The sequence below is a fragment of the Aurantimicrobium photophilum genome (genome assembly GCF_003194085.1).
GTDB classification, from domain to species: domain Bacteria; phylum Actinomycetota; class Actinomycetes; order Actinomycetales; family Microbacteriaceae; genus Aurantimicrobium; species Aurantimicrobium photophilum.
Window position 1 is genome coordinate 227,283 of record NZ_CP023994.1, and the last position, 11,147, is coordinate 238,429.

Here is an 11,147-nt window from a genome sequence, read left to right on the forward strand (position 1 = left end):
CGGTCGTCAATATCGCGCGTTGTTAACAAGTGCGACATAATCGACACGTATCGTCTGTCAAAGTCGACAAACGATGTAAGCAAATGGAGGGTAACGCGTGACCAACAGTTCGGTTGCTCTCCCTATGGAGGTGCAGTGGTAAACACAGCTTTAGCGCGCCGCTCCAGCCCCGTTAGCCTGCGAGTCATCTTCGGTGTACTCCTGGGCCTGTTGGTTCTCTCATTCACGCTGGGTACGGGTGCTCCCGCTGCTCACGCTGCAAGTGACGTCTGCGTCGCTAATGCAGAAACTGCGTGTTTTAACGGAACCATCAAGGGTGTTGGTGCTGGTGTCAAACTAACCATCGACGGTAACGGACTTAACGTTGTCGCCGAGACCGACAAAGACGGTAAGTGGAACGCAGCAGTTACAACTGCTGGCGTGTACACCATTACCCTCGACGAGAAGACCCTCCCTGCAGGTGTCACCCTCAAGGGCGACGCTGTTCAGGAGCGAGACATCACCCTTGGTTTCACCAAGGGTGCGATCTTCGCAGTGGATGGTGCAACTGGTGAAGGTGCTGACAACGGCCAATCACAGGAGCAAATTGCCGCAGAGGGATTCAACTGGGACCGCCTTGCACAGCAGGTAGTCTCCGGTCTTCGACTTGGTCTCCTCCTTGCACTGGCCTCTATTGGTCTCTCGCTCATCTACGGAACCACTGGTCTTTCCAGCTTCTCTCACGCTGAGCAGGTAACGCTCGGTGGTTTGCTGGGTTACACCTTCGCGAACGTACTGGGCTTGAACATCTTCGTCACCATCATCATCGTGGTTATCTTGACCGGTGCTACCGGTTACATCCAAGATGCGGTGATCTGGAAGCCGCTGCGTAAGAAGGGCCTGTCCCTGACCCAGATGATCATTGTGACCATCGGTCTGGCACTCGCAATGCAGTACACCTTCCAGATGTTCTGGGGTGCGAAGACCATTCGAATAATCAAGAACAACCCTGATACCTTTACCATCGGCCCTGTCACGCTGACCTTCGAGTCAATCTGGGCAATGGGCTTGTCGGTTATCGTTCTCATCCTGGTAGGTCTCTTCCTGCTCAAGACCCGCACGGGACGCGCAACCCGCGCCGTATCGGACAACCCAGCACTTGCTGTGGCTTCCGGTATCGACGTAGACCGCATCATCCGTCTGGTCTGGGTCATCGCCACCGCACTCGCTGGTCTTTCCGGTGTCATGCTCGGCCTGGTCCTCAACGGCATTAACTGGCAGACAGGTATGCAGCTGCTGCTGCTTATGTTTGCCGCAGTTACCCTCGGTGGTCTCGGTACCGCCTTCGGTGCACTGGTCGGTTCGCTCATCATCGGTATGACCGTAGAGCTCGCCAACTTCGTGGTACCTGGTGACTTCAAGTACGCAACAGCCCTTGTGCTTCTGATCGTTATCCTGCTGGTTCGTCCGCAGGGTATCTTCGGTCGCAAAGAGCGGATTGGTTAAGGAGGACAGTCATGGATATGTGGATTAAAGTCTTCTATGACATGTCGGCGAACATGATTCTGCCGACCACCGCTGCCTTTGCTATCGCAGCAATTGGTCTGAACGTTCACTTCGGTTTCACCGGTCTGTTGAACATGGGTCAAGCGGGCTTCATGCTTATTGGTGCGTATGGCTTCGCCATCTCCACCATTGCGGGCTTCCCTTTCTGGGCAGCCACCTTGGTCACCATCGCTGCCGGCGTGATCTTTGCGCTCCTTCTGGGTATTCCAACCCTGAAACTGCGAGGGGACTATCTGGCCATCGTGACGATTGCCGCGGCTGAAATCGTCCGCATGGTGGGTCGTGCTTCGGTCCTCAACGACATCACCGGTGGATCTAACGGTCTTGCTGGTGAGCGCTTCCGCAACACCTTCGCTGTTCTCTCACCGATGCCTGACGGTCAGACCACCATCCTGTGGTTCACCTTCGACAACACCGGTGTGAACGGTTGGTTCATCCGCATCGTCGCATGGAGCCTGGTTGTTATCTTCGCTGTTCTCGTCTGGCTGCTCATGCGCTCCCCCTGGGGTCGCGTTATCAAGGGCATCCGTGAGGACGAAGATGCTGTTCGCAGCCTCGGCAAGAACGTCTTCGCCTTCAAGATGCAGGCCCTCATTATCGGTGGTGTGCTCGGTGCTATCGGAGGTATGTTCTACATCCTTCCCACCTCACTCCAGGCAGATGCCATGGGTCGTAACATGACCTTCCTCATCTGGACCGCGATGCTCCTCGGTGGCGCTGCCACCATTTGGGGTCCCGTACTGGGTTCCATCCTGTTCTTTGCACTGCGTATCTTCATCCAGGGCACCGTGGACATCCTTGTCCCCGACGCCATCTTGAACACGCAGCAGACCGAGCAGTTCTCATGGATCATGGTTGGTGTCGCACTGATGCTGCTGGTGATCTTCAGACCTCAAGGAATCTTGGGCGACAAGAAGGAGCTGAACTTCAATGTCTAATGCAACAAAGAAGACTGCTGCTGAAGCTCGTGCAGAGCTGAAGACTGTCGCACAGACTCCTGGCGCAGCAAAGCCCGATGCCATCCTCGTGGTCGACAACGTCGTCCGTGACTTCGGTGGTAACCGTGCTGTTGACGTCGATCACTTGGAAGTCCAGCGCGGTGTCATCACCGCACTGATCGGCCCTAACGGTGCCGGTAAGACAACCTTCTTCAACCTCATCACCGGATTCGACCAGCCCTCTTCTGCAAAGAAGGCGTTTGGTGGACCCTCCGCTGACAAGGCTGCTAAGTGGTCCTTCAACGGCAAGCTGCTCGGTAACACCGCAGCTGCTTCCGTTGCCAAGAGCGGAATGGTTCGCACCTTCCAGCTGACCAAGGCGCTCTCGCGCCTCACCGTGATGCAGAACATGCTTCTCGGTGCCAAGGATCAGCGTGGAGAATCATTCCTTGCTGCTTTTGTGAAGCCTCTCTGGGCAGCACAAGAGAAGGCAAACATCGCCAAGGCCGAAGATCTCCTCAAGCGCTTCAAGCTCTATGAGAAGAAGGAAGACCTTGCCGGTAGCCTCTCTGGTGGTCAGAAGAAGCTCCTCGAAATGGCACGCGCTCTCATGAGCGACCCCGTCATGATCATGCTCGACGAGCCTATGGCTGGCGTGAACCCTGCACTGACTCAGTCACTGCTGGGCCACATCCAGTCGCTCCGCGACGAAGGAACCACCGTTCTCTTCGTTGAGCACGACATGCACATGGTTCGCCACATCTCAGACTGGGTTGTTGTGATGGCTGAAGGTCGCGTCGTTGCGGAAGGTCCTGCGGACACCGTGATGAGCGACCAGGCTGTTATCGATGCTTACCTCGGAGCCCACCACGACACCGACCTCGGCGATGACTCATTGCTCGAAGAAGGCGCAATGGACGCTCCCAAGAAGGAGAAGAAGTAATGGCTGAAGCAAAGAAGACTGGCGTCGAGCCAGTACTGCGCGCCGACAACCTTGTTGCTGGTTACCTCCCCGGTGTGAACATCCTTAACGGTTGTTCCATCGAGGCTTACCCTGGTGAGCTCATCGGCATCATCGGCCCTAACGGTGCCGGCAAGTCGACCCTCCTCAAGGCACTCTTCGGTCTGGTCAAGATCCGTGAAGGTTCTGTCACCCTCAACGGTGAAGACATCACAGGCTTCAAGACCAACAAGCTGGTTCAGATGGGTGTGGGCTTCGTGCCTCAGACCAACAACGTCTTCCCCAGCCTGACCATCCAGGAGAACCTCCAGATGGGTCTGTTCCTGCAGCCCAAGCGTCTGAACGAGCGTCTCGAAGCCATCTTTGACATCTTCCCCGTGCTCGCTGACCGTCGTCAGCAGAGCGCAGGTTCGCTGTCCGGTGGTGAGCGTCAGTCCGTCGCTATGGCACGCGCCCTGATGATGGACCCTAAGGTCCTTCTTCTGGACGAGCCATCTGCTGGTCTGTCTCCAGTTCGTCAGGATGAGACCTTCATTCGCACACGCCGCATTAACAAGGCTGGCGTCTCGGTCATCATGGTGGAGCAGAACGCTCGTCGTTGCCTCCAGATTGCTGACCGTGGATATGTTCTCGACCAGGGACGCGATGCCTATACCGGCACCGGCCGCGAGCTGGCCGATGACCCTAAGGTCATCGAGCTCTACCTCGGCACCCTGGCAAAGGATGTTGACGCGAAGTAGTCACAAAGAAACTCATTACTCGCCCTCTGCACACGTGCAGAGGGCGAGTTGTTTAACGCCGAGAAAATAATTGACATATATAGTCCGATATCAGACAATATATGTATGTCTCTCACTGTTTCACAAGCTGCCCAACAAGCGGGCATCTCAGCTAGGCAAGTGCGCAGAGCAATTGAAGAAGGCATTCTCTCGGCTGATCGAGTAGGCGCGAGCTACATTATTCAATCCCGACAGTTACAGGCGTTCTCTAGGATCAATCACCGAGGACGCAACTGGAGTGCAGAAACTCAGAATGCAGCACTATCTCTCCTTTCTGGAACCAATGTGGAAGGCCTTGACAGCACAGAGAAGAGCAGGCTGAAGAAGCGGGTAGCGACCATGGCGCTACACGCGCTTATTGGTCAGATCATGAGAGGGCGATATGCGCTGAGGAGATCGGCTACCTCAACTACTCTCAATAATCTTGATATGGCTGTACTTCCTGAGCTGGGACTTTCAGCCAAAGGGGGAAACGCTGTCCTCATTGCTGAAAACGCATCTAGTCGTGCACGTGAGCTACGACTGGCACAAGACTCCACAGGTGACATTGTTGTTGTCGAAGGAACTCAAGCACACCGTAAAGTACTCGAAGCATGTGCCCTCTATATCTTCGGAGATGTGAGAGAGCATTCTGCAGCGCAAACCTGGTTAGAGGAGCTTCGGGGAAAACTGTGACGGAACGTGAGACTGTGCATCTTGATGCAACGGGGAGTGAATGGCTAGAACCACCCTGGCCTGTTGCGTTTGAACTTGCACGTCTTCTTCCACAGAGGTCGTGGACACTTGTCGGTGGTCTCATGGTTTCTCTCCACGCACAGCTGGCAGGGTTGCCTCAACCACGAACAACGACAGATGTCGACAGTGCATTGCATCTTGAAACAGGAGTTGTTTCATTTGCTCAGACTGCAGCGTTGCTGCAGAGCGCAGGATTCACCCTGAATGAAGAAACTAAATTCGCGTACCAATTTGAACGAAACATCGGAGATGAACTACAGCCGGACAAAGTTGATGTTCTTTGTGCTGATAGGTATGTAGCGAAGAACAAGCCTGCTTATCTGGGCAGGCCCCTATTCGGGGTTGCTGGGGGAACTCGGGCGCTTCAAGAGACAATCAATGTTGAGCTCGAGACGGGAGACGGGACTGTTTCACTTGTCATTCCCAGCGTGAGAGGAGCGCTAGTCCTCAAGGGTGCCGCATACCTGGAAGACTCACGTGACAAGATGCGTCATGCTGAGGACGCAGTGTTGTTACTGGCATGCCTCACAGATACAGATCACGTTCTGAGTGGGTTGAGTAGCGAGAGTCGCAAGCGGGTCAAAGCAATTGCAACGGTGTTGAACCAGAGCACATTGCCTTGGACAAACCACACTCAACTCGTTCAATCTCTGGCGAAGGAAGCACTAGAAGCTTTAGTTGGGAAACTGTAACGCTGATAGTTGTCATTGACTCCCAGTAGTCATAGACATAAAATGAGTTAGTTACGTACTTGATGTACGTCACGTACGTAAATTAGAGAAACGTGGAGATTGCCAATGTCGATCATTGCCGACTACCCCAGCTTCAGTAGCGCTCGAGAAAACCTCAAAGAAGTTCTTGATGCGACCGAGCACGGGGTTTCCGTCTCTGTTTCCAGGCAGGGCAACGTCTCTGTGGTGCTGCCTTTGGACCGTTTACGTGACTATTTCTTCCGAACAGTCAGCCCACGCATTTCCATCTTCACGGAGAACACTCTCACCGTCGCCCTGATGGTAGATAGTCCCTTCGCTGCTGAAGGAGTTGACCTAGACAGTGCATTGACTGATCTCGCCCTGGTACTACGGGAGTATGCAGCTGACTGGGATACCCGATTGAAAGATGCACCCAACCACCAGCAATACTGGGCGCTCGTTCAACTCGTGAAGTACTCAACAGACGAACAGCTACGTGAATGGTTCGAGACAGGTGGCGAGTAACACCTACCCACCCGCAGATCGAGAAAGCCACGATGCTTTCTGTCGGACCGAAGGGTGGACCCTTGTTCGCGGTGCCACGGGAAAACCCGTCTCACATCACAGGACCTATGAAATAACACTGTGGGACGGTCGAGTACTCCGGACGCGTATTTCCAGGCCCATCAATTCTTCGGAGTATGGCCCACACATGTGGTCACACATACTCAAGCAACAGCTCGAAGTCACTCAGGAGGAATTCTGGAATTGCGTAAGAGAGGGACAGCTTCCTGACCGCGGGTTTGAGCCACTTACTGCACCTCCACAAAGCCTGCCGCTCTTCCTGCTCAGAGAACTCATGCGGCTCGGGGTGAGCGAACAAGATGCCCTCACACTCACTCCTGCAGAGGCTGCTGAGAAGCGAGCTGATCTCTTGGCAGGTGCCGAAGGCGCCGTTTAAGGTTTCGGGGTAGATGCGTCTAGCTCTAATGCCAAGCCCGATTTGAGCGTTCTGCGATAAGTTGAAACTATGGAACAACGCGAGGTAATTCAAGCTCTCAGAGAGTTTGTTCGAGAGCGTGATTGGGGTCAGTTCCACACTCCAGAGAACCTCGCCAAGAGCGTGAGCATTGAAGCTGCTGAACTTCTGGAAAACTACCAATGGGGAAGCCCAGCCAATCTTGAAAACGTCCAAGATGAGTTGGCTGATGTGCTGACCTACTGCCTTCTCTTGGCGGATAAGTTGGGGATGGACCCGAACGAAATAGTTCTAGAAAAGCTGGCTAAAACTCAACAGAAATACCCTGTTGAGAAAGCGCGGGGGCGCAGCGATAAATATGACCAGCTTTAATATCGAGCGACTTCCTTTCGACAAAGGCGCAGTAACAACTTGGGCTGAAACAAACCCTCGCCACAAGAACTGGCCTGTTGTTTACACAATTGAAGGCTCTGATGAGATTTACGTTGGTGAATCCACCAACGTGGCAAACCGTATGTTTCAGCACCTGGCTGTGGAACAACGCCAGCACCTCAAGAAGATCAAGGTCATCCTTGATGACCGCTTCAATAAGTCCGTTTGCCTGGACCTCGAGTCACAGCTAATTCGTTACCTCGCGGCTGACAGCAAATACAAAGTCCTCAACGGAAACCACGGCATCACAGATGCCGATTACTTCGAACGTGATCGCTATCGCGAGACTTTCAATGAACTCTTTGAGGAGCTCCTCAAAGAAGGTGTCTTCACGCGAAGCATCCCAGACATTGTTAACAGCGACCTATTCAAGTTCTCACCATTCAAAGCACTGAATACAGATCAATCTGTGGCTATTGAGGGTGTTCTTGAGAAACTCTTTGAAGACCTCGAGAACAAGACAGATACACCCATCGTTATCCAGGGAGACCCTGGCACGGGTAAGACAATCGTTGCCGTCTATCTCATGAAGCTCCTGGTCGACATCGCGAAGAGTCAGCCAGACGAACAGCTCGATAGCGACTCAATGTTCTCTGACTTCTTCCAACAGGGTTACCGAGAGCAGCTCACAGACTTCACCATCGGGTTGGTCATTCCGCAACAGTCCTTGCGGAAGTCCATTGAGAAGGTGTTTGCAAAGACACCTGGGCTCTCAAAGTCCATGGTTTTGAGTCCCTTCGATGCAGGTGCGTCGAAAGAACATTACGACCTCCTTATCGTGGACGAATCACATCGACTGGGTCAGCGTTCTAACCAGCCCTCTGCAGCTCAGAACAAGAAGTTCACGGAGATCAACACCGCGTTGTTTGGCAATGATGACTTGTCATGGACGCAATTGGACTGGATCAAGGCTAAGAGTACTCACCAGCTCTACTTGTTGGACTCGGCACAGAGCGTGAAGCCAGCAGACCTTCCGGCAGAAGTCACTGCTGCGCTTGTTGAACAAGCACGCCAGGCAAATAGCTTCTTCCGACTGGTTTCCCAGATGCGTGTGGGAGGTGGAACCGACTACATCGAGTTTGTTGGCCGAATTTTTGCTGGAACACAGCAAGGACCTGAAACCTTCGGGAACTACGAACTCCGATTCTTTGATGACATTGCTGAGATGCGTGAGTCAATCTTCGAGAAAGAGAAAGTAGTAGGGCTTTCTCGAATGATTGCAGGCTATGCCTGGCCATGGGCTAGTAAGAACGACCCAACTGCTGTGGATATTCAGATCGGTAACGTTGGTCTCACATGGAACCGGACAGCCACAGACTGGATCAACTCACCCACTTCACTCGAAGAGGTCGGGTCTATACACACTGTTCAGGGCTATGACTTGAACTACGCCGGTGTAATCATTGGGCCAGACCTCGGGTATGACCCAGTTGCAAAGAAGATCGTCTTTCATCGTGAGAATTATCACGACAAGAAGGGCAAAGAAAACAACCCCAGGCTCGGTATCGAGTACACAGATGAAGATCTACTCAACTACGTGGTGAATATCTATCGAGTGTTGCTTACCCGAGGGATCAAAGGGACGTTTGTGTATGTGTGCGATCCGGCACTTCAGAATTACCTGAGGCAGTTTTGCCAACCTGGTTTATTTTCTAACAAATAGGATTTTTGATTACTGCGATAAGCGGGAGTACTTTCATATGACCCATAATCAAAGATTCTTTTGCAGAAAGCCTGAAGCGTGGCAGGCAACATCTTGTTTGAATTCAAATAGCTGAGTACAGGCAATGTAGATATGAAAATTAGACTTTCTAACAAATTCCGCAATCAATTGAAGTCAAAATAGTAAGTACTAAATTAGTTCCCGCAACTAATTAGGCAACGGTTCACTGTTCACTTGCGGGGAATATTTCTAAAAATCACTTGTATTTTAAAAAGCCACGAAGATTGTTTTCAATTTTTCTTACTTCAATCTCAAATGTGTCAAATGGTTTTAGGCCTATGACAATCATCGGGATTGTCAATAAGTTCCTGAGGGGACGAAGATGCATTTTGAAATCATCATATGTTCCAACGGTATTGTCGAAACCGCCCTCGCGTTTTAACGTTTCCGTTGCAGTGACGATGATTCCCATGCCAGTTTGGGTTTCTTTTCGCACGTGATTTAATTCACCTGCCAAAACAGGTTTGATTAGATTCCATGCAGTTGATCCATCATTATTAAAAGCAACCTCAACGGAAATCCCTGGTGTCGGTTCTAAGTTTTGTTCTAACTCAAAATGATCATGACTTCCAAGAGATTTAGCAAAATCAAGTCTCCACTTTTTATCTCTCTTGGTATCGCTATATCCAGGCTCACCAAAAATGCGTGGCTCAGAAATCCAATCATTTTCAGTGAGTCGTTTTTTTATCAATGCATTGATTGATTTTGAGACGCTTTTCGCTTTTCCCTCGTGATTTGTTTTGAAATGTTCAGAAACTTCTTCTTCGGAAATTGAGAGTATCGCTTGCTTAAAACTCTCCCAAAGTTCTAGGTAGCCAGGCTCGTTTTCTGCAATAACCAGAGCGTTTCTATGAGAGTGGACATCAAAGTACATTTTTTTCCCCTTTTACTTCAATCCAGTCTTTTGATAGTTGAAAGCCAATTTTTTCTACTATTCCTACAACAAGAGCATTGCCCATAAAGAATGCTCGCTTTACGTCAGAAATCGCTTCACCATTCAATCCGGTCGATGTCCAGTTATCCGGGAATCCGTTGAGGCGTTCTAGCTCAACGGGAACTAGGCGACGGTATCTTCCATCATTTGTTTGAATGATGTGCTTGAAACGAGAAGCTGACGAGCCACCTTCGCCAGTGAGAATCGTCCGTGACGGATTGCTCTGCAAGTCTGGGAATGCCATAGAGCCTTCTGCATAGAAGTATTTAGTTCCACTGGCAGTGTGAGTGCGCTCTTCACGTTTCGCGCCCTTGAGATACTTCCAGTTAGCAAGTTGGTCTTCTGGAACAAAGTATTCAGAAGGAACATCTTCTTCGGGAAGCAGAACACTGCCAAGATTGCCGAGTCCTTGTTCTCTAGCAATCACATCGGCTGTGAAAACATGTCGGTTAACCATGTAGCCGGACTTCTTGAAGGGGCTTAGTTTTCCGCCTATGTCAAAGTTCTCTGTTAAATCTGCAAGGTCGCCTTCGAGTCGGAATTCGGAAACCAGTGACCCAGTAGGAATGGCCTCCACGGGGAGAGCTTTAGCTATGGTGCTTTCGCTATCAAGGAAAGAAGCAGGCTCCGCATTTTGAGGAACCCCGAATACCGAGAGGTCTTTTGCGACGATGAAAACACGCTTACGACGCTGTGGGAAGCCGTACTCAGCAGCATTGACTACGCGCCATTCAACGAAATAACCAGCGTCGCTCATTGATGCGAGCATGATTGCGAAGTCACGGCCTCTTTGACTTGCAGGGGACTTGAGAAGTCGATCTACGTTTTCAAGAAAAACGATGGGGGGTCGATTAGCTTCAACAAGTCTTAGAATTTCCCACCAAAGGACGCCCTTTTTGCCTTTGAGTCCGGCAGAACTTGAAAGTGTTTTCGCTACCGAATAGTCCTGGCAGGGAAATCCACCAACGACCATTGTTGTCTTGGGGATTTCTCGTTTGCCTGAAATGTATTCATCGAGGACAACAGCTATGTCTTCGTTTGTGTGGCCTTCATCGCCAAACCGAGCCGAGTAAACAGAAGAAGCGTGTTGCGCCTTTGTCGAAGGTTCCCATTGGTTCGAGAAAGACGTTTTCCATCCGCTGCGTGAAAGACCGATACGAAAACCGCCAACTCCCGCAAACAGTTCGCAAACAGTCCCAATCGGGTTCTGTGGCTCGGTGTAGTTGCTCAAGATTTAATCCTTTGATGTGTTCTTCAAACGTACTTGATCGATAGAGAGAAGCCGGGATCCGCGCCGGAAGAAATCAACAAATTAATTGTTATTTATTCAAAGTTCTATTGATTTATATTGAATTTTCGACGCATTAAGAACAAGTGTCCGTAGTCCTGACTAGATTGAATAAGTGGCTTCTACTTTCTAGGGGGGAGG

The 11,147-nt window shown here is 51.2% G+C and carries 12 protein-coding genes; 10 read left to right on the plus strand and 2 right to left on the minus strand.

Annotated elements, in window-relative coordinates:
• Nucleotides 1-135: 135 nt before the first annotated feature.
• From AURMO_RS01205 to AURMO_RS01250, 10 genes are all read left to right on the plus strand, one after another.
• Nucleotides 136-1,485, plus strand: a complete 1,350-nt coding sequence (locus tag AURMO_RS01205; protein ID WP_239406846.1) for a branched-chain amino acid ABC transporter permease — start codon at nucleotides 136-138, stop codon at nucleotides 1,483-1,485.
• Nucleotides 1,486-1,496: 11 nt separating this feature from the next.
• Nucleotides 1,497-2,483 (plus strand): branched-chain amino acid ABC transporter permease, encoded by a 987-nt coding sequence (locus AURMO_RS01210; RefSeq protein ID WP_110232773.1) that lies wholly within the window; start codon nucleotides 1,497-1,499, stop codon nucleotides 2,481-2,483.
• Nucleotides 2,476-3,426 (plus strand): ABC transporter ATP-binding protein, encoded by a 951-nt coding sequence (locus AURMO_RS01215; protein ID WP_110232774.1) that lies wholly within the window; start codon nucleotides 2,476-2,478, stop codon nucleotides 3,424-3,426. The genes AURMO_RS01210 and AURMO_RS01215 overlap by 8 nt, the downstream gene beginning before the upstream one ends.
• Nucleotides 3,426-4,184, plus strand: coding sequence for an ABC transporter ATP-binding protein (locus AURMO_RS01220; protein WP_110232775.1), 759 nt, complete (start codon nucleotides 3,426-3,428; stop codon nucleotides 4,182-4,184). The genes AURMO_RS01215 and AURMO_RS01220 overlap by 1 nt, the downstream gene beginning before the upstream one ends.
• 105 nt (nucleotides 4,185-4,289) lie before the next feature.
• The gene (locus AURMO_RS08875) at nucleotides 4,290-4,898 is read left to right on the plus strand and encodes a MerR family transcriptional regulator (RefSeq protein ID WP_162532628.1); all 609 of its coding nucleotides are present in this window, start codon (nucleotides 4,290-4,292) and stop codon (nucleotides 4,896-4,898) included.
• Complete coding sequence (locus AURMO_RS01230; RefSeq protein WP_110232777.1) at nucleotides 4,895-5,650, plus strand: hypothetical protein; 756 nt, start codon at nucleotides 4,895-4,897, stop codon at nucleotides 5,648-5,650. The genes AURMO_RS08875 and AURMO_RS01230 overlap by 4 nt, the downstream gene beginning before the upstream one ends.
• 105 nt (nucleotides 5,651-5,755) lie before the next feature.
• Nucleotides 5,756-6,175 (plus strand): prevent-host-death protein, encoded by a 420-nt coding sequence (locus tag AURMO_RS01235; RefSeq protein WP_110232778.1) that lies wholly within the window; start codon nucleotides 5,756-5,758, stop codon nucleotides 6,173-6,175.
• Nucleotides 6,176-6,362: 187 nt separating this feature from the next.
• Nucleotides 6,363-6,611, plus strand: a complete 249-nt coding sequence (locus tag AURMO_RS08965) for a hypothetical protein (RefSeq protein ID WP_204163629.1) — start codon at nucleotides 6,363-6,365, stop codon at nucleotides 6,609-6,611.
• A 69-nt stretch (nucleotides 6,612-6,680) separates the two neighbouring features.
• Nucleotides 6,681-7,001, plus strand: coding sequence for a nucleotide pyrophosphohydrolase (locus tag AURMO_RS01245; RefSeq protein ID WP_110232780.1), 321 nt, complete (start codon nucleotides 6,681-6,683; stop codon nucleotides 6,999-7,001).
• Complete coding sequence (locus AURMO_RS01250) at nucleotides 6,988-8,724, plus strand: DUF2075 domain-containing protein (RefSeq protein WP_110232781.1); 1,737 nt, start codon at nucleotides 6,988-6,990, stop codon at nucleotides 8,722-8,724. Before AURMO_RS01245 ends, AURMO_RS01250 begins: the two co-directional genes overlap by 14 nt.
• 256 nt (nucleotides 8,725-8,980) lie before the next feature.
• Here AURMO_RS01250 and AURMO_RS01255 read toward each other — a convergent pair whose 3' ends face one another.
• Nucleotides 8,981-9,658, minus strand: coding sequence for a BglII/BstYI family type II restriction endonuclease (locus AURMO_RS01255; protein WP_110232782.1), 678 nt, complete (start codon nucleotides 9,656-9,658; stop codon nucleotides 8,981-8,983).
• Entirely contained in the window at nucleotides 9,648-10,949 is a 1,302-nt protein-coding gene (gene dcm, locus AURMO_RS01260) for a DNA (cytosine-5-)-methyltransferase (RefSeq protein ID WP_239406847.1), read from the minus strand. The genes AURMO_RS01255 and dcm overlap by 11 nt, the downstream gene beginning before the upstream one ends.
• Nucleotides 10,950-11,147: the final 198 nt, after the last annotated feature.

Coding starts and splice junctions, on each gene's coding strand:
- AURMO_RS01210 (WP_110232773.1), top strand. CDS start 1,497: ATGGATATGTGGATTAAAGTCTTCTATGACATGTCGGCGAACATGATT.
- AURMO_RS01215 (WP_110232774.1), top strand. CDS start 2,476: ATGTCTAATGCAACAAAGAAGACTGCTGCTGAAGCTCGTGCAGAGCTG.
- AURMO_RS01220 (WP_110232775.1), top strand. CDS start 3,426: ATGGCTGAAGCAAAGAAGACTGGCGTCGAGCCAGTACTGCGCGCCGAC.
- AURMO_RS08875 (WP_162532628.1), top strand. CDS start 4,290: ATGTCTCTCACTGTTTCACAAGCTGCCCAACAAGCGGGCATCTCAGCT.
- AURMO_RS01235 (WP_110232778.1), top strand. CDS start 5,756: ATGTCGATCATTGCCGACTACCCCAGCTTCAGTAGCGCTCGAGAAAAC.
- AURMO_RS08965 (WP_204163629.1), top strand. CDS start 6,363: ATGTGGTCACACATACTCAAGCAACAGCTCGAAGTCACTCAGGAGGAA.
- AURMO_RS01245 (WP_110232780.1), top strand. CDS start 6,681: ATGGAACAACGCGAGGTAATTCAAGCTCTCAGAGAGTTTGTTCGAGAG.
- AURMO_RS01250 (WP_110232781.1), top strand. CDS start 6,988: ATGACCAGCTTTAATATCGAGCGACTTCCTTTCGACAAAGGCGCAGTA.
- AURMO_RS01255 (WP_110232782.1), bottom strand. CDS start 9,658: ATGTACTTTGATGTCCACTCTCATAGAAACGCTCTGGTTATTGCAGAA.